Source organism: Kangiella geojedonensis (assembly GCF_000981765.1).
GTDB classification, from domain to species: Bacteria; Pseudomonadota; Gammaproteobacteria; order Enterobacterales; family Kangiellaceae; genus Kangiella; species Kangiella geojedonensis.
In genome coordinates this window covers 1,545,960-1,563,489 of record NZ_CP010975.1, presented here as the reverse complement: position 1 = coordinate 1,563,489, position 17,530 = coordinate 1,545,960, and the positions used below count along the sequence as shown (strand labels likewise).

Sequence of the window (17,530 nt, the reverse complement as noted above, 5' to 3'; positions counted from 1 at the left end):
TAATGGATTACGCGCAACTGTATGTTGTAGCGGTGATTCTAGCCATGCTTGGTGGGCTTATCGTCAATATTGCTCGTCCTGCATGGCTTTTTTCTTTAGCCGCCTTAGCATTGTATTTTCCTGGTTTTGTTGAACCTGAGAGAATGTTCAGTCATGCGGTGAACCCAGCTGTTTTAACTTTAGTGCTGTTATTAATTAGTTCGCTAGCACTTGAGCGTACGATGCTACTTAGTTGGATCAGTCGACGCTTATTCGCTAAGAGTCAATCGTTAACATTACTGCGTATGGGCGGACTAGTCGCTTTCAGTTCAGCCTTATTGAATAACACGGCTGTTGTTGCTTCGTTAATGAGTGCTGTTAGAAAAAATAACTCTCACCCGTCCAAAAGACTGCTTATCCCTTTATCTTACTTTGCTATTTTAGGGGGTACTCTAACACTGATCGGTACTTCAACTAACTTGATCGTGAATAGTTTTTTGGTTGATTACGGCCAGCCTAGCTTAGAGTTTTTTGACTTTCTTCCCGTAGGGTTAAGTATTCTATTGGTTGCTGGGGTTGCAGTAATTATTAGTAGCTACTGGATTAGTGGCTCAGTGTTGCCTAAGGAAATCAGCAAAGATTATTTTCTAGAGGCAAATATTGATCCCGATAGTGTCATCGTTGGCCAAAGCATACAGCAGTCTGGGCTTGCGAGTTTATCAGGGGTAACTCTCGTTGAGCTTGTTAGAGAGGACCAGGTTATTTCTATGCCTGACTCTAATGAAAAGCTTAAAGCTGGTGATCAGCTGATTTTTGCCGGGAATGTCTCACAAGCCAAACAGCTTGCGGCAATTAATGGCATCAGTATTTTTGCTGAAAATACTGGGTTGTTAGATAAATATTTAACAGAAGTTATTGTGAGCCCTAACTCAACTTTGATCGGTCGCTCATTAAAGCAAAGTAGCTTCAGAGCACACTTCGATGCCGCTGTTGTTGCGATCGGGCGTAATGGCTCTAGGCTAACGAGTACTATTGCGAATACTGAAATTAGAGCCGGTGATAAGTTGGTTTTAGCAATTGGTTTGGATTTTTATAAGCGACCTAATATCGATCGGAATTTTATTCTGCTAGATAAGAAAGAATTACACCCGCCCCTAAAAGCTTATCAAGAAGTGGCTGCAATAACTGGTTTTTTAGGGATTGTCGTTTTAGCGGCAACAGGGATTTTAACCCTGCTGTCGGGGTTATTTATTTACCTGATGGGACTGTTTGTTTTTAAGATACTCAGCCCTACAGAAGTCAGGCGTCGCTTACCGTTTGAAATTTGGCTTGTTGTTGCGTCGGCATTAGCGATAGCCGATGTCTTTAATCAGGTCGGAGCCGCTGAACTGTTGGCCAGTCTGGTACAGGCTTTACTCTCCGTCGAGTCTGCAACGGATTATACTGGCGTATATTGGGCGTTTATTGTGTGCTATCTGTTAACTTGGCTTATTACGGAAGTGGTTACGAACAATGCAGCAGCAGCATTAATGTTCCCTATGGCCTACGGTTTAGCGGAGTCTTTAGGCGTCAGCTATATGCCTTTTGTTATGGCGGTTGCTTATGGAGCATCGGCAAGTTTTATTAGCCCATTTGGTTATCAAACTAACTTGATGGTCATGAATGCGGGAAATTTGAAGTTTTCGGACTTTGCAAAAGCGGGATGGTTGGTTTCTCTGAGTTTCACAGTTGTGGCTTTGATTATGATACCAATAGTATTCCCGTTTAATTAATATTTAAAGATGTGAGGTAGTTTTGAGCGAAAATATTGTTTGGCACCAACACCAGGTCAGCCATGATGATCGCTGTCATCAAAAATCACAAAAACCGTGTGTCTTATGGTTCACTGGGCTATCCGGTTCCGGAAAGTCGACTGTGGCAAATGCTGTTGAGACATTATTATTCGACAATAACAATCATAGTTATTTGTTAGATGGAGATAACGTTAGACATGGGCTTAATAACGATTTAACGTTTAGCGATGATGACCGTGTGGAGAATATTCGTAGGATAGGAGAGGTTGCTAAACTTTTTGCTGATTCTGGTCTGATTGTATTGTCAGCGTTTATATCACCGTTTCGTTCTGATCGTCAGCAAGTGAGGGATTTACTTCCGAGCGGACAGTTTATAGAAGTATTTGTAGATACACCCCTAGAGATTTGTGAACAACGAGACCCAAAAGGCTTGTATAAAAAGGCTCGAGCGGGTGAGATTAAAAACTTTACGGGTCTTGATTCACCCTATGAATACCCAGAAGCGCCTGAAATTCACTTAGAAACTGCCCAAGAGGATATTAAAGAACTTGCGCAGAAAGTGGTTAGTTACTTGAAAAATAATGGTTTTATTGATATTTAGAGTAGCGAGGTAACAAGCAATTTATACTTGCAACGCCGCTTACTTATGGGTAGAATTCCCGCACTCAAAATAGTCGCGTAGCTCAGTTGGTTAGAGCACCACCTTGACATGGTGGGGGTCGGTGGTTCGAATCCACTCGCGACTACCAGATACAAAAGAATGCCGCTTTATGCGGCATTTTTTGTGTCTGATATATGTGATGAGAACCACCGAGAGGTGGTTCTGAAAAAATCGCAGGGAGCGATTTTTAACAGCGAAGCTGGCCCGAAGGGCGAGGGCAGGATAGCCCGAGTAATCCACTCGCGACTACCAAATATGAAAAAGCCGCGCTTGTCGCGGCTTTTTTGTATTTAATAGATCTGTATGAGAATCACCGAAGGTGTTTTGACAAAACGCGCAGCGCTTTGAACAGACATTAGTCTGGCCCTTTAGGGCAAAGGCTTTAGCCCGTAGTAATCTACTTGCGACTGCCAAATACAAAAAAGTCACCTTAAAGCAGCTGCCCCGATACTAAAAAGCCCACAGGATGTGGGCTTTAGCGTTAGTTGTCTGTCAGTGCATCTAGTACACTTTTAAATCATAGTAACCAGAGCCGTAATATGAATGTACAATCACGCGATAATAACCATGTTGTGTCGCATATTGGATCGACTCAGACGAGCTTAGTGACTGAGATGCAGCAACATAGACCCATTGACTACCATTCCACTCTTGTAGGTATAGGTCAAAGTCTGCGGTGCTTGGCCCTTCCAGAGTAAAGGTAAAGGTTCCACCTTCTGTGTAGAACCAACCGCCGTGTGGCTCGACCCTTAGCTCGTTATGGTAGAGGAAGTTGCTAAAGTGATGACTTGCCGTGGGCTGGGTATTTCCCGCTTCCTCTTGGCCAACGGTAAAGCTCATGGTTGGAGAAGCTAAGCTGATGCCATGAATATATAGTCCTGACTCTGAGCCATCAGACCACATTGAGTTAGTCTGCCCACTACCTGTAGCTGGGGCGTTGTAATCAAAACTTCCACCTTCAAATAAATCTGTACTGTCCCCTTGATTTGCTGCATTTTCAGGGTCCCGATTACCATCGGCATGTTCCATTTGTACAAACGGCAATGCTTCGTTGTTATTCTCTCCATCAGGATCTACATGCCAGATTGCTAGGCCAGAGTCCGGTTGAAATTCATTCAGTCCACTCTGATGAATATTCTCGACGTAGAAGGCTTCCCCAGGTCGATTCGGGTTAGACCAACGGAAAATATTGTTAGCGCCAGATGTATGGCTAAGCTGTCCTTGAATGGCATCTGGGTTAACGTCAGGGTTTAGCTCAGTTGCATCTACCCATCCAGCTAAGTACCGGAAGTAGCCATTTGGGGCGACAGGATTGTGTTTGGTGTCGGTTTTTGCAGCACCTAAACCCATCAAACCAAAGTCAGCAACTGATCCAAATGAGGACTCATCGTAGTCGTACAAGTCAGGCCAGCGGAAGAGTAGGTGAGCGGTTTCGTGTACGATAGGGCCTAATTCAAGCTTATTACTCATGCTCTGGATCTGGTAACGATCGGTACATACGCCATCAGCGCAGAAGCCAGGGATTAGCTTGCCCATGTGAGGCCATAGGCCTCGTGACCAAGCGCTGTCTGTATCACCAGCGTAAAAGACGTTTAAGCTCATGATTTGGTTATTTGCGTCGGTAGACAGTGTTGAAAAATCAAAGCCTTCTGCATTCTCTAACCAGTTTAATGCTTCTGTAATTAATTCACGTGAACGGACCGTCGAGCTATGATCGTCATCGGTATAATAAGATTTGTTGTTCTGAGCCGTGTAGTAACGCGTGACGGTGTTGGAGTAGTTTAATGTGCCATTTGAGGCTTCTTCGAAGTAGGCTTTTACCGATGAGCGATTGCCAAACTCTGTATAGTTTTGACCATTCAGGAATTCGTCAATTTGGGATTGAGTTAAAGTACTGGGTTCATCAGGAAACTGTATAAGTATGGTTAGCCCTTGCACATTACCTCTAGCATAGGTGGCTCTTTCTTTAAGCGCTTGCTCTCTGGTTTTTATGATAAGTTGTTGTTGTTCGGTTTCTTCGCCCAGCTTTTCTTCTTTATTCTCTTCCGAGCCTTCTTTCTTTTCGCCTGAACTTAAACCTCCGCGACGAACGTAACGGTTTGTCTGTGGGTTAAAGTCGCTTGAGCTTACCAGTTCCCCGGTAGAAATGAGTTCAGTTTTGTCTTCGTTGACGATTGCATAAGCCAAGCCGCCAAGCGACTCGTCATAAATAACTAATTCACCAGTTCGGCTGTGTTGTTCGCCAAAGTAGTCATGGCCATTTAAGTAGATTGTAACTACATCGCCATTAGGTTGGACGTATTCATATTCATGTTCTATGTAAGGTTTGCCTGCTAACGCTCCTGTGCTCCATGCTAGAACGCCTACCCCTAGTAGCAATCTATTTATCATCATGATTTCCTGTGTTTCAATTGTGTGTATTGCTTAATTGACCGCTTCTCTATAATAAGTGCCTACTAACTTCTTCGTACGTAGTATGCAGAGAAATAGGAGCCAATTTATGTGATATTTTTCACATACAGCGTCCGAGTATATCAAAAGTGAGGCAAAGATCACTTATTGATCAAAAATTAAGCATCTGATAGGAGCAGTGAGAGAGTTTTGCAGGTTAATCAGAAGTTTTTTCTTTGAATTCACACAAATCTTCAATAATACAGGAGCCGCAGCGAGGCTTACGGGCAACGCAGGTGTAGCGACCATGGAGAATCAACCAATGGTGTGCATCCAGTATAAATTCTTTAGGGACAAACTTAAGCAGGGCATCTTCAACTTTTCTAACCGTTTTACCAGGGGCAATTTTGGTACGGTTTGAAACTCTGAATATATGGGTATCGACCGCCATTGCGGGCTGGCGGAAAGCCGTATTGAGAACAACATTCGCCGTTTTGCGACCAACCCCAGCTAAGGCTTCTAGATCTTTACGGTTGTCGGGCACAACTGAGTCGTGCTTTTCTATCAGATCTTTACAGCAGGATATGACGTTTTTAGCTTTGCTGTTAAATAAACCAATGGTTTTGATGTACTCCTTTAGTCCTTCTTCGCCGAGCTTATAAATGGCTTCTGGCGTATTGGCGACAGGGTAAAGCTTGCGCGTGGCTTTGTTAACTCCGACGTCGGTAGCTTGAGCAGAAAGGATTACGGCGATTAGTAGCTCAAAGGTCGAGTTGTATTCGAGCTCGGTTTGCGGGTTAGGATTTTGCTCACGTAATCGCTCAAATATCTCTTGGCGTTTCGCTTTATTCATTGGTGATGATGTCCCCACTGATATTTTGATTATTCGTTCTTTGTTTTGCTTTTTCTGCAGCTCGACTGTCGATGATGTTTTTAATGGCGATCAATATACCGAGCGCGACAAAAGCGCCTGGTGGCAATATAGCGAATAAAAACTTAGCATCGGTAAGGTAGAAAGATATTTCTAAATGACTTGCCCAACTACCGAGAAGTTGTTCAGCGCCTGAAAAGAGGGTGCCTTGACCAATCATTTCACGCAAGCCACCTAAAGTGCAGAGTACCGCTGTGAAGCCGAGTCCCTGCATGATGCCGTCAAGTAGCGATGGAAAGAAGCTGTTTTTTGAAGCAAAAGCCTCTGCTCGGCCAATAATAGCGCAATTGGTCACGATTAACGGGATGAAGATACCGAGTGTTAAATACAGGTCGTAGGTATAAGCATTCATCAATAAACCAATATTGGTCACGAAACTGGCAATCATCATGACGAAAATAGGGATACGAATGTCTTTGGGAATATAGTGTCTTACTAGAGAAACGGAAGCATTTGACCCGGCAAGGACTAACAAGGTGGCTAAGCCAAGGCCTAGGCCATTGATAAAGGTATTGCTCACCGCCAGTAGTGGGCAGAGACCAAGCAACTGAACCAAGGCAGGGTTATTGTCCCAAAGGCCGTTTTTGATGATGGTTTTGTTATCGATATCACTCATGACGACTCTACCGGCTGACCAGATGGATTAACACAGTTTTTAGGGGCGTTAAATAAGGTGTCTTTATTGTCACCAAAGTATTCTAGGGCTTTCGCGACTTGTCCTACAACTGCTCTTGGCGTGATTGTCGCCCCTGTAAAGGCGTCGAAGGCGCCGCCGTCTTTTTTGACTTTCCACTTCTCAATCTGTGGGTTGTTAAGTGACTTTCCTTCGAAACTTAAAATCCAGTCGCTTTTTTTGACTTCAACTTTATCGCCGAGTCCTGGTGTTTCTTTGTGTTCGGTCACTCTGAGACCGGCAATGGTACCATCGTAATAGACGCCTAACACCATGCGTATTTTACCGCTGTAGCCATTTGGCGCGACTGTTTCCATCACTAAAGCGACGGGTACGTTATCGTTAAACATGCGATAGACTTGGCGTGGATTTGTATTGCCTAAATCCGAATCAGCAGGAATAAGCGTACAGTCGTGGTGAACATCGTTGTTGTATTGGTCAGCGGGCACCAGATCGTCAAGAGTCCGCGCTAGCGCAGCCTTCATCTCGCCGGCGATTGTGTCGCGCGTGATGAAATAGGTAACGGCGATTAAGCCTACGCAAACAGCGGCAAACGCAGCTAGGATGAGAGCGTTTTTACTGATAACTTTGCTCAGCATTATTGTGCTCCTCCGTCAGCTTTGCGTTTTTTTGCGGCATGCCCATAGGTTCGCGGCTTAGTGTAATAATCAATCATCGGCACTGCCATGTTCATCAGCAATACGGCAAAAGCAATCGCATCGGGATAGCCACCGAAGGTCCGAATTAGTACGGTAATGGCGCCAATACCTAAACCGAATATCCAGCGCCCTTTGGGGGTGGTTGAGGCGGTGACCGGATCGGTAGCGATGAAAAAGGCGCCTAGCATGGTCGCTCCGGCAAAGCCATGAAACATCGGGAATAGATAGTAGTCACTGTTGGCGAAGAATAGCGGTAGTGAAATTAAGCCCATGCCCAGCAGTACAGCAATAGGGATTTGCCAACCAATGACTTTTTTGGCCATCAGTGCAATGCCACCCACAAGGAATGCAAGGTTAACCCACTGCCAGCCTACACCTGATAGGCCATGGATAATCGGTGCTGTTTCCGCCTCAGGGATACGGTAGCCTTGAGCCAGTTCAGTTTTGATATGGTCGAGTGGCGTTGCCATGGTGTAACCATCCACCCCTTGCTTTAGCAGGTCAATAGTCGCTTCATTCGACGCTGAGCCCGTAAAAATGATACTAACAGCTTCAACCAGCCCGACTGGATTTTCCGCCAAAGACTGAGGCGGCAACCAAGTGGTCATTTCGAGCGGAAACGAAATTAGTAGTAAGACATACCCAACCATGGCTGGATTAAATATATTGTTTCCTAGCCCACCATAGACATGCTTGGCGAAAACAATGGCAAAAGCGGTGCCCAAGACCGTCATCCACCAAGGAAGAAGGGGAGGTAATGCTAGCGCGATTAACCAAGCGGTCACTAAAGCACTACCATCCCATAGAATCGGTGCAATGGGGCGTTGACGTAATTTGAGTACCAATGCTTCGGTCACTATGGCTGTTGTGCACGCAATTAAGAGGTTAACCAACACGCCAAAGCCGAAGAAATAAATCATAACCAGTAAGCCAGGCACTGTCGCGCCAATCACCCACAACATCATTTGAGTGACGGAGTTTGTTTTTTTAGCAAACGGCGATGACAGTAAAGCCATTAGTTATTTCCTTCTGAGTTATTGTCGTCAGCTTGGCTCTGGTCAGGGTCAGCTTCGTTTGGGGTAGACTGCTGTGCTTCTTTCTTTGCTTTAACGCGGGCAAGTGCCGCTTGTACTGCCGCTTTTTTAGCATCCTTTTTTCCCGCTTCTTCCGCGGCTTTTTTACGAGCTTCAGCTGCTTTGCGGTGGCGTTCTGCTTTTTCTCGCTTCACACGCTCAAGCCGCTCCTGTCTAGCTTCATAACGTTCACGTGCTTTCTCGGCTTTGATTTTTTCCACGCGGTTATTGCGGATAGTCGACTTCGCATAACGATAGTGTTGTACCAAAGGAATATGGCTTGGGCAGACATACGCGCAGGCACCACACTCGATGCAGTCAAACAAGTCATACTCTTCGGCTTTGTCGAATTCATCCGCTTGAGCATGCCAGTACAGCTGCTGGGGCAAAAGTGATGCAGGACAAGCATCCATACAAGCACCGCAACGAATGCAGGGCAGGGCTGTCTGATCCAAACCAAGCTCGCCTTCTGCCGACATGATGATACAGTTAGTCGCTTTAACAATACCAACGTCGGCGCTAGGCAGCTGGTAGCCCATCATTGGACCGCCCATGATTAATCGCTTGGGATTCTCTGAGCCTGTCGCTTGAACGAGGTGCTTAACCGGTGTGCCAAAAGGTAGCCAGTAGTTTCCCGGATTCTTGCAATTATCGCCGGTTAACGTGACTAATCGCTCGACTAATGGCTTACCTTCCGTCAGTGCTTGATGAATGGCATAGCAGGTACCAACGTTATGCATCACAAGGCCTAAGTCCGCAGGCAACTTGCCATGAGGGACTTCTTTGCCCGTGAGCAGTTGAATTAACTGTTTCTCGCCGCCACTCGGGTATTTGGTCGGAACCACGCCTAGCTTGATATTATTTAACTCAAGTCCCTCGCGGGCTTGCAGGACCGCGTCTATCGCCTGCGGTTTGTTATCTTCAATGCCGACGATGATGTCGATATCGTGATACAGCTTACTGATTATTTCTGCACCGAGAAGGACGTCGTGCGCATGTTCCTGTAGCAGTTTATCGTCGCAGGTAATATAGGGTTCGCACTCAGCTGCGTTGATGATGAGCGTGTGAATCCCCTCGTGTTGCTTGAGTTTGATATGGCTTGGAAATGAAGCGCCACCAAGGCCAACAATGCCTTTTTCAAAGATTTGCGCCAGTACCGCTTCACGATCCATTTCCTCAATGTTGGACGAGGGCGCTAACTCGCACCATTGATCGTCACCATCAGGTTTAAGCACGATGCAAAGATCATCTAAGCCTGAAGGGTGTGCAATAGTGCGATTTTCTATCGCGATGATTTCACCAGAGGTAGGCGCATGCTGATAGGCACTGAAAATGCCGTCACATTCAGCGATAACCTGACCTTTAAGCACCTTGTCACCAACTTGAACTACAGGAATTGAGCGGTTGCCAGCTTGACCTTTTAGGTTGATCACTAACTCTTCAGCTAAAGGTAAGCGGCGTATGTCAGCTTGATTGGAGCGTGTTTTATGTTCTTCTGGGTGAATGCCTCCCGGAATAGCATAAATCGGTATTTCTGAGACAAAACTCGATCGTTCCATTAGCTCGCCTCTAATTCTTTAACTGGGATCATTTGATCGGGTTGTTGCCACTTCCAACTTGAAATCGTCTGAGGCAGCTCAACCATATCAATGCAGTCTACAGGGCAGGGCTCTACACACAAATCACAACCGGTACACTCGTCGATAATGACGGTGTGCATTAATTTGGGTGCGCCAAGAATTGCGTCGACGGGACAGGCCTGAATGCATTTAGTGCAACCAATGCACTCGTCTTCGCGAATGTAAGCAACACTAGGAGGCTTCTCCTCGCCACGTTCTTCATCCAAAGGAATGACTTCGCGTCCCAATAAGTCTGCTAACGCTTTGACGCCAGCTTCACCGCCTGGTGGACACTTATTAATTTCATCGCCGTTAGCAATCGCTTCAGCGTAAGGTTTACAGCCCGGATAGCCACATTGGCCGCATTGAGTTTGGGGTAGAATTTCATCAATTTGCTCAACAATTGGATCGCCTTCGACCTTAAATTTAATCGAGGCGAAACCAAGCATCCCACCAAACACCAGGCCAAGCACTGCAAGAATAATGACAGCGGTAATTAAGTCCATAAGGAGCCTACAGTTTGACCAAGCCAGAGAAGCCCATAAAGGCTAATGACATTAGGCCAGCGGTAATCATGGCTATCGATGCGCCTTTAAACGGTACCGGCACGTCCGCTGCGGCCAATCGTTCGCGCATGGCAGCGAACAAAACTAAGACTAAAGAAAAGCCGACGGCGGCACCAAAACCATAGACTACAGACTGCACAAAGTTGTGCTGCTCATTAATGTTTAATAAAGCAACGCCTAATACTGCGCAGTTGGTGGTAATCAGTGGTAAAAAGATGCCCAGTAAACGATAAAGAATCGGACTGGTTTTATGAATGATCATTTCAGTTAATTGCACCATAACAGCAATCACCAAAATAAAGGATAGCGTTTGCAGATACTCCATTCCCATAGGCGCGAGAATATAGGTGTTCACGATATAGCTCAGGGCAGAGGCCAGCGTTAAAACAAATGTGGTGGCGACTGACATACCAATAGCCGTCTCAAGCTTTCCAGACACACCCATAAAAGGGCAAAGTCCTAAAAACTTTACCAACACAAAATTGTTGACTAAAACGGTACCAATAAAGAGCAGTAAATAATCGCCCATGAAAAGTAAAAGCCTTGTTTTTGCTAGACTTTTTGCAAAATCTAAGTAGGTCTCAAAAGTCCTTATATTATGCTAGATAGCGTCGCTTGAAACAACCGCAACTGTTTGTCCGATCCTTATTAACAAAATGAATAAGCATAATCCAGATAATGAGGGTGAATTTTGAAGTCTGGATGGTTAGACTAATGCAAACGCTGAATTCCTGTATTTGTTTATGAAGAAGTTATTACTCACACTAACCAGCACTATCTTTGTTGCTCTAAGCTCTCAAGCCGTCGCGGATAGTAGTTTACCTAGTATTATTGACTACCAAAGTAGCCATCACCCAACGGTTGCTCAAAACGGTATGGTGGTGACTCGTCAATATCTAGCGAGCAGAGTTGGCCGTGATATCTTGCAAAAAGGCGGGAATGCCGTTGATGCGACTATTGCCTCCGGCTTTGCTTTGGCTGTGGTGTTGCCTGTCGCTGGAAATATCGGCGGTGGTGGCTTTATGTTAGTCCATGACGCAGAAAGTGGTGAAACTGTCGCTATCGATTATCGTGAAAAAGCGCCAGCTAATGCCCACAAGGATATGTATTTAGATTCTGATGGTAATGTCGATCGTCAAAAGGCTCGCTTTAGTTATTTATCAGTCGGCGTTCCAGGAACAGTAGCTGGTTTTGAATTAGCGCATAAAAAGTATGGCAAATTACCATGGAAAGATCTGGTGGAGCCTGCGATTCGACTGGCTGAAGATGGTTTTGTTATGAACTGGGACTTGGCTTCGAAGCTCGAAAGGCGGAGAACTCACTTAAGTCAAGCGGAAGCGACTAAGCAAGTGTTTTACAAGAGTGATGGTTCAACCTATAAACTTGGTGAGCGCTTCACGCAGCCTGATCTTGCTTGGTCTTTAAAACAGATCCAGCAACATGGTGCGAAAGCTTTTTATCAAGGCGAGGTTGGCGAAAAGTTAGTTGCGGCTATGGAAAAGCATGGTGGGATTATTACTCAGCAAGACTTGATGAGTTATCAACCGAGCATCCGTGAGGTAATCCGAGGGCGATATCGTGATCATGATATTGTCGCCATGCCTCTGCCGAGCTCAGGCGGTGTGCATATTGTCCAAATGCTCAATGTGTTGGAGCACTTCCCATTGGCTGAGCTGGGCTCAAATACCGCTAAAACGATTCACTTAATGGCTGAAAGCATGAAGTATGCGTATGCCGATCGAAGTAAGCATTTAGGCGACAGCGACTTTTACGATGTTCCTGTCGAATGGTTAACCAGCAAAGAATACGGAAGTAAAATTGCCAAGAAGATCAGTCTTGATAAAGTAACTCCGTCAACTGATATTCAGCCGGGCGTTCCATCTGCGTCAGAAAGCCCTGAAACAACCCAAATATCCGTCGTCGATCAGTGGGGTAATGCGGTTTCTAATACTTACACACTAAACTATTCGTTCGGGACTGGCCTAGTCGCTGATGGCACAGGTATTCTCTTGAATAACGAGATGGATGACTTTTCCGCGAAACCTGGCACGCCGAATGGCTATGGACTGATTGGTGGTGAGGCAAACGCTATTGAACCGAATAAGCGACCACTTAGCTCTATGACGCCAGTGATGGTGTTTAAAGATGGAAAGCTGAAACTAGTAACGGGAAGTCCGGGCGGAAGCCGTATTATCACGGCGGTACTGCAAATTATCAGCAACGTCATTGACCATGATATGAATATTGCTTCAGCGACACATACGCCACGTTTTCATCATCAATGGCTCCCTGACGTACTATTTGTCGAAAAGGAGCTCAATCAAGATACCGTCGATTTGCTAGAAACTATGGGCTACAAAGTCAAACGTAGCAGCACCATCGGTGCCACTCAGTCGATACAGATTGAAGATTATATTTACGGTGCTGCAGATCCGAGAAGGCCTAATGCTGAAGCCACAGGGTATTAATAATTAGACGTCATCGCCGATGGTTGGCTCTACAGGAGTCGCCATTGGCTTATCTTTATTCGATGTTTCTTTGGAGGCTTTTTCTTTTCTAGCTTTGGCTGGCTTTCGTGGCTGCCTTTCAGCTTTACCAGAGTCGTCTTTATCCTTGCGTAGGTAACGAACCAGTAACCAAACGCCAACACCTACAATAAACAATATTCCCCATACCAGAACTATAAACTTGATGTCGCTCATGAATTGTTCAGTGTTGCCATCAAACAATTCGACCATGGTGTTGAGGATAAGAGGGGAGTAGGTTTCAACATTTTCTGCGGGATGGCCGAAGCATAAAGCTCCAGCCAAAATCACAGAGGCGAAAAACCACTTTAGCAAGAAATGTTGCTTGCGGAATGCAAACCAAACCAAGCCCGCGAGTAACAACGTTAACCCAATATATAGCCCCCAAGCCATACCGTAGTTTTCAAAAGTCGTGATAACGGTTTCAGCTTCTAGCTGCATTGGTTGAGTAGAATCATTAATCATGGCTATTCTCTTATGCTGTTCTCGCTAAGGCTTATACTATAAGTCAATTACTTGACGCGCATGCCCGGTTGCGCGCCCTCATCCGGATTCATTATCCATAAGTCTTTGCCACCCGGACCTGCGGCTAAAACCATGCCCTCTGACATGCCAAAGCGCATTTTGCGTGGCGCTAGGTTCGCCACCATCACGGTTAGCTTGCCTTCTAAATCTTCAGGGTTATAAGCGGATTTTATGCCCGCGAACACTTGCTTGGTAACGCCTTTGCCTAAGTCTAACTGAAGTTTTAATAGTTTATCAGCGCCTTCTACGTGTTCCGCTTTGGCGATTTTGGCAATTCTTAAGTCAATCTTATCAAAGTCGCCAAATTCAATTTCATCTTTGATTGGATCGTCCAGCTGAGGCTCGTCAGCCTGATTTTCATCAAGTTGGGCCTCTTCTTGTAAATCTTCTTTAGAATCTTCAATCATGGCTTCAACCTGTTTCATGTCGATGCGCTGCATCATCGGTTTGAATTTATTGATTTCGTGGCCTGTGAGCACATTTTGTGCACTTGCCCAGTCCAGACTATCAACTTTCAAGAAGTCTTGTACCTTGTCTGCGAGCTCTGGCAATACTGGTGCCAAATAAGTCGCTAGGACTTTAAACATATTGATGCCTAGACTGCATACTTGATGCGCACGCTCTTTGGTATCGTCATTCTTAGCCAGTTTCCAAGGCTCTTCGTTAGCGATGTAAGCGTTGGCTTTGTCAGCTAATGACATGATGTGTTTTATGGCACGGCCAAACTCACGGTTTTCATAGTGCTGAGCAAGTTCTTCCGATGCACCAGTAAATTCACTTAATAACTCAGGTTCAATAATGTCATTACTTAAAGTGCCATCGAATTGCTTGGTAATAAAGCCTGCGCAACGGCTCGCGATATTGACCAGCTTACCGACTAAGTCAGAGTTAACGCGCTGTACGAAATCCTCGAGGTTTAAATCGAAGTCATCAATACGGCTCGAGAGCTTGGCCGCGTAATAATAACGCAAGAACTCGGGACGGAAGTGTTCTAAGTAGGTTCTGGCTTTAATAAAGGTGCCTTTCGATTTCGACATTTTGTTGCCGTTAACGGTCACAAAGCCGTGCGCCCATACCGCGCTTGGCGTGCGGTAGCCCGCGCCATTCAGGACCGAAGGCCAGAATAGCGTATGGAAATAAATGATGTCTTTACCGATGAAGTGGTAGACCTCAGCATCACTATCTTTGCCCCAAAAGTCTTCAAAGTTAAGGTCATCACGCTTGCTGCAAAGATTCTTGAAGCTCGCCATGTAGCCGATTGGTGCATCCAGCCAGACGTAGAAGTACTTGCCTTCTTCGCCAGGGATTTCCCAGCCAAAGTAAGGTGCGTCACGTGATATGTCCCATTTACGAAGATCGTCTAGCCATTCGTTCATTTTGTTCTGAACTTCGGCTTGAACGTGTGGTACGCCTTCGCGCGTGCCAGTGCTTAACCACTCGCGTAGAAAGCCTTCGAACTCTTTTAGGTCAAAGAAAAAGTGCTCTGACTCTTTAGTGATGGGTGTTGCGCCAGAAACCGCTGATTTAGGATTCTTAAGCTCAGCTGGAGTATAGGTAGCACCACAGTTGTCGCAGTTATCACCGTATTGATCTTCCGCATCACACTTAGGGCAAGTACCTTGAACAAAGCGATCCGGCAGAAACATATTCTTTTCAGGATCGTACAGCTGATTAATCGTTTTTGAGCTGATATGACCTTTTTCTTTGAGTTTGAGGTAGATATCTTGAGTCAGCTCTTTCGACTCCTCGCTGTGTGTCGTGTAGTAGTTATCAAAACCGACCAACGCATCAGCGAAGTCTTTTTCGTGTGCTGCATGACTTTCTTGAATGAATTCTTCAGGCGTTTTGCCTTCTTTTTGCGCACGAAGCATGACTGGCGTGCCGTGAGTGTCATCAGCGCAAACATAGATACACTGGTGACCACGAGACTTTTGAAAACGCACCCAAATATCAGTTTGTACGTATTCAAGTAAGTGCCCGATATGGATATCACCATTAGCGTACGGCAGGGCGCTTGTGACTAAAATTTTTCGTTGCTTTTGTTGGTTTTCAGCAGTCATGAACAATACTTCGTCGATTCAATCGGTTAATTACAGTTATAGCGGTGAATCTTACTGGTTTTATGCAGATTTTTCATTAACTAATTGGCCTTAATCCTTGGTTTTATGCCCCAAAAGACTTAGACTTTGACTCAATTATTCAAAATTCTAATCGTTGCGACTTTATGGTGACTGAAGAGCAGATCCGCGAATACCTCTCCGAGTATCGAGACCCATTTCTTAAAGAGGACTTGGTCGACGCTAAGGTTCTGAAAAATATAGAGATTAAGGGAGACATAGCCCATATTTCATTAAAGCTTGGTTTTCCTTTGGGAGAGTACGCAAAGCAGCTTGAAACAGACTTGACACAGTTTTTGAGTGAGAAAGATAGCTCAATTGATATAGAGATCGACATCAGCTGGCGTGTGGATGCGCACGTTCATCCGGCAAAAGTTCAGGCGATGCCTAATGTGAAGAACATTATCGCTGTGGCTTCAGGCAAGGGGGGCGTTGGTAAATCCACGACATCGGTCAATTTAGCTCTAGCTCTGAGTGCGTTAGGCGCCAATGTGGGCATTCTTGATGCAGATATTTATGGGCCTAGCATGCCGATCATGTTGGGTATGCAAGGTAAGAACCCAGAAACCATCGATAAAAAATCGATACTACCGATTGAGAGCCATGGCCTTCAGTCTATGTCGATTGGTTACCTAGTCAAACCTGAACAAGCGATGGTATGGCGCGGACCTATGGCGAGCGGAGCCTTGCAGCAGTTGATCAACGATACCCAGTGGAAAGACCTCGATTACTTGATTATTGACTTGCCGCCAGGAACAGGCGATATACAGTTGACAATGGCGCAAAAAATACCAGTAACAGCTGCTGTAGTCGTGACCACGCCACAAGATATTGCTCTGGCTGATGCACGAAAAGCCGTGACCATGTTTAATAAAGTTTCCGTTCCGGTGTTAGGTGTGGTAGAAAATATGGCCATGCATACCTGTTCAAACTGTGGCCACGAAGAGCATATTTTTGGACAGGGTGGCGGCGAGACCTTAGCACAAGAAATTGGTGTGGAATTGCTGGGTAGCTTACCGCTATCGCTTAACATTCGTGAACAGACGGATGCTGGCGAGCCGACGGTGGTTAAAGAGCCAGAATCAGATGTGACTAAGCGTTATGTCGATATCGCACAACGTATGGCGGCGAAGCTGTCGTTGGAAGCGAAAGATTTTAAGGCGAGTTTTCCTAGCATTAGTATTGAAAATACTTAGGAAAATGGCCTTTTTGCGCTATAACTTTGTCAGCTTTCCGTACTCGAGCAGTCATGTATTTCACATACACTCCTGCTCTGTGTGCGTCGCTTTCGCGTTCTAGCAGCAAAAATTCACATTTTTAATTACAGTAAAGAATAAAGACTAAAAATAGAGTAGATAGATTATGAGCATAAAATCAGATAAATGGATCCGTCGCATGGCGGAGAATGAGGGGATGATTGACCCGTATGAGCCAGGCCAGGTTCGTCATATTAATGATCAAAAGATCGTGTCTTATGGCACATCTAGCTATGGTTACGACGTTCGTTGCTCGGATCATTTTAAGATTTTCACCAACGTTCATTCGAGCGTAGTTGATCCAAAGAACTTTGATGAGAATAGCTTTGTGGACGTTAAGAGCGATGTCTGCATCATTCCCCCGAATTCATTTGCTCTAGCGAGTACTGTTGAGTACTTCCGTATTCCGCGTAGCGTTTTGACGGTATGTTTAGGTAAATCGACTTACGCGCGTTGCGGCATCATCGTTAACGTTACGCCGCTAGAGCCTGAGTGGGAAGGGCACGTCACGCTTGAGTTCTCGAATACAACACCACTACCAGCAAAAATTTATGCTAATGAAGGCGTAGCACAAATGCTGTTCTATGAGTCAGATGAGGTGTGTGAAACGTCATATAAAGATCGCGGTGGAAAGTACCAAGGACAGCGTGGCGTCACATTGCCAAAAACATAAACTTTTGTTTCTTAGTTCAGTTTTCATTCATGTAGCCTCACCATAATGGCAGCTACTGAATTGGTCAGTTAATTGATGGAGAAAATAAT

At 45.3% G+C, this 17,530-nt stretch carries 15 protein-coding genes and 1 tRNA gene; 6 read left to right on the top strand and 10 right to left on the bottom strand.

Annotated features, from left to right (window positions below):
• Positions 1-2 precede the first annotated feature (2 nt).
• The 3 genes from TQ33_RS06985 to TQ33_RS06975 all read left to right on the top strand — a co-directional run bounded on the left by TQ33_RS06985 (position 3) and on the right by TQ33_RS06975 (position 2,521).
• On the top strand, positions 3-1,751 hold the full coding sequence (locus TQ33_RS06985; protein ID WP_046561416.1) for an SLC13 family permease: 1,749 nt from the start codon (positions 3-5) through the stop codon (positions 1,749-1,751).
• Positions 1,752-1,773: 22 nt separating this feature from the next.
• Positions 1,774-2,373, top strand: a complete 600-nt coding sequence (cysC, locus tag TQ33_RS06980; RefSeq protein ID WP_046561415.1) for an adenylyl-sulfate kinase — start codon at positions 1,774-1,776, stop codon at positions 2,371-2,373.
• A 71-nt stretch (positions 2,374-2,444) separates the two neighbouring features.
• Positions 2,445-2,521 (top strand) — tRNA-Val (locus tag TQ33_RS06975).
• A gap of 413 nt (positions 2,522-2,934) precedes the next feature.
• On the opposite strand, the gene TQ33_RS06970 is transcribed toward TQ33_RS06975, so the two are convergent.
• The 8 genes from TQ33_RS06970 to rsxA all read right to left on the bottom strand — a co-directional run bounded on the left by TQ33_RS06970 (position 2,935) and on the right by rsxA (position 10,874).
• Complete coding sequence (locus TQ33_RS06970; RefSeq protein ID WP_046561414.1) at positions 2,935-4,827, bottom strand: M6 family metalloprotease domain-containing protein; 1,893 nt, start codon at positions 4,825-4,827, stop codon at positions 2,935-2,937.
• A 214-nt stretch (positions 4,828-5,041) separates the two neighbouring features.
• Positions 5,042-5,677 (bottom strand): endonuclease III, encoded by a 636-nt coding sequence (nth, locus tag TQ33_RS06965; RefSeq protein ID WP_046561413.1) that lies wholly within the window; start codon positions 5,675-5,677, stop codon positions 5,042-5,044.
• The gene (locus TQ33_RS06960) at positions 5,670-6,371 is read right to left on the bottom strand and encodes an electron transport complex subunit E (RefSeq protein WP_046561412.1); all 702 of its coding nucleotides are present in this window, start codon (positions 6,369-6,371) and stop codon (positions 5,670-5,672) included. The genes nth and TQ33_RS06960 overlap by 8 nt, the downstream gene beginning before the upstream one ends.
• A complete protein-coding gene (gene rsxG / locus TQ33_RS06955; RefSeq protein WP_052735233.1) occupies positions 6,368-7,027 on the bottom strand; it encodes an electron transport complex subunit RsxG in 660 nt (219 codons plus the stop codon). The genes TQ33_RS06960 and rsxG overlap by 4 nt, the downstream gene beginning before the upstream one ends.
• On the bottom strand, positions 7,027-8,103 hold the full coding sequence (gene rsxD, locus TQ33_RS06950) for an electron transport complex subunit RsxD (RefSeq protein ID WP_046561411.1): 1,077 nt from the start codon (positions 8,101-8,103) through the stop codon (positions 7,027-7,029). The genes rsxG and rsxD overlap by 1 nt, the downstream gene beginning before the upstream one ends.
• On the bottom strand, positions 8,103-9,719 hold the full coding sequence (rsxC, locus tag TQ33_RS06945; RefSeq protein ID WP_046561410.1) for an electron transport complex subunit RsxC: 1,617 nt from the start codon (positions 9,717-9,719) through the stop codon (positions 8,103-8,105). The genes rsxD and rsxC overlap by 1 nt, the downstream gene beginning before the upstream one ends.
• A complete protein-coding gene (rsxB, locus tag TQ33_RS06940; RefSeq protein WP_046561409.1) occupies positions 9,719-10,285 on the bottom strand; it encodes an electron transport complex subunit RsxB in 567 nt (188 codons plus the stop codon). Before rsxB ends, rsxC begins: the two co-directional genes overlap by 1 nt.
• Positions 10,286-10,292: 7 nt before the next feature.
• Positions 10,293-10,874: an electron transport complex subunit RsxA gene (gene rsxA, locus TQ33_RS06935; RefSeq protein ID WP_046561408.1), complete on the bottom strand. Its 582-nt coding sequence runs from the start codon at positions 10,872-10,874 to the stop codon at positions 10,293-10,295.
• Positions 10,875-11,088: 214 nt separating this feature from the next.
• On the opposite strand from rsxA, the gene ggt reads away from it, so the two are divergent.
• The gene (ggt, locus tag TQ33_RS06930) at positions 11,089-12,813 is read left to right on the top strand and encodes a gamma-glutamyltransferase (protein ID WP_052735232.1); all 1,725 of its coding nucleotides are present in this window, start codon (positions 11,089-11,091) and stop codon (positions 12,811-12,813) included.
• A gap of 3 nt (positions 12,814-12,816) precedes the next feature.
• On the opposite strand, the gene TQ33_RS06925 is transcribed toward ggt, so the two are convergent.
• Complete coding sequence (locus tag TQ33_RS06925; protein ID WP_046561407.1) at positions 12,817-13,335, bottom strand: signal peptidase II; 519 nt, start codon at positions 13,333-13,335, stop codon at positions 12,817-12,819.
• 47 nt (positions 13,336-13,382) lie between these two features.
• Positions 13,383-15,455, bottom strand: a complete 2,073-nt coding sequence (metG, locus tag TQ33_RS06920; RefSeq protein WP_046561406.1) for a methionine--tRNA ligase — start codon at positions 15,453-15,455, stop codon at positions 13,383-13,385.
• Between the two features lie 164 nt (positions 15,456-15,619).
• Between metG and apbC the strand changes: the two genes are divergently transcribed.
• Both apbC and dcd read left to right on the top strand, forming a co-directional pair.
• Positions 15,620-16,708 carry an iron-sulfur cluster carrier protein ApbC gene (apbC, locus tag TQ33_RS06915; protein WP_046561405.1) on the top strand — a complete coding sequence of 363 codons (1,089 nt, stop codon included), beginning with the start codon at positions 15,620-15,622 and terminating at the stop codon, positions 16,706-16,708.
• Between the two features lie 166 nt (positions 16,709-16,874).
• A complete protein-coding gene (gene dcd / locus TQ33_RS06910; RefSeq protein ID WP_046561404.1) occupies positions 16,875-17,441 on the top strand; it encodes a dCTP deaminase in 567 nt (188 codons plus the stop codon).
• Positions 17,442-17,530 lie beyond the last annotated feature (89 nt).

What these genes read in the sequence shown, in the direction of transcription:
- TQ33_RS06985 (WP_046561416.1), top strand. Translation starts at nt 3, where the DNA reads ATGGATTACGCGCAACTGTATGTTGTAGCGGTGATTCTAGCCATGCTT.
- TQ33_RS06970 (WP_046561414.1), bottom strand. Translation starts at nt 4,827, where the DNA reads ATGATGATAAATAGATTGCTACTAGGGGTAGGCGTTCTAGCATGGAGC.
- nth (WP_046561413.1), bottom strand. Translation starts at nt 5,677, where the DNA reads ATGAATAAAGCGAAACGCCAAGAGATATTTGAGCGATTACGTGAGCAA.
- TQ33_RS06960 (WP_046561412.1), bottom strand. Translation starts at nt 6,371, where the DNA reads ATGAGTGATATCGATAACAAAACCATCATCAAAAACGGCCTTTGGGAC.
- rsxG (WP_052735233.1), bottom strand. Translation starts at nt 7,027, where the DNA reads ATGCTGAGCAAAGTTATCAGTAAAAACGCTCTCATCCTAGCTGCGTTT.
- rsxD (WP_046561411.1), bottom strand. Translation starts at nt 8,103, where the DNA reads ATGGCTTTACTGTCATCGCCGTTTGCTAAAAAAACAAACTCCGTCACT.
- rsxC (WP_046561410.1), bottom strand. Translation starts at nt 9,719, where the DNA reads ATGGAACGATCGAGTTTTGTCTCAGAAATACCGATTTATGCTATTCCG.
- rsxB (WP_046561409.1), bottom strand. Translation starts at nt 10,285, where the DNA reads ATGGACTTAATTACCGCTGTCATTATTCTTGCAGTGCTTGGCCTGGTG.
- rsxA (WP_046561408.1), bottom strand. Translation starts at nt 10,874, where the DNA reads ATGGGCGATTATTTACTGCTCTTTATTGGTACCGTTTTAGTCAACAAT.
- ggt (WP_052735232.1), top strand. Translation starts at nt 11,089, where the DNA reads ATGAAGAAGTTATTACTCACACTAACCAGCACTATCTTTGTTGCTCTA.
- TQ33_RS06925 (WP_046561407.1), bottom strand. Translation starts at nt 13,335, where the DNA reads ATGATTAATGATTCTACTCAACCAATGCAGCTAGAAGCTGAAACCGTT.
- metG (WP_046561406.1), bottom strand. Translation starts at nt 15,455, where the DNA reads ATGACTGCTGAAAACCAACAAAAGCAACGAAAAATTTTAGTCACAAGC.
- apbC (WP_046561405.1), top strand. Translation starts at nt 15,620, where the DNA reads ATGGTGACTGAAGAGCAGATCCGCGAATACCTCTCCGAGTATCGAGAC.
- dcd (WP_046561404.1), top strand. Translation starts at nt 16,875, where the DNA reads ATGAGCATAAAATCAGATAAATGGATCCGTCGCATGGCGGAGAATGAG.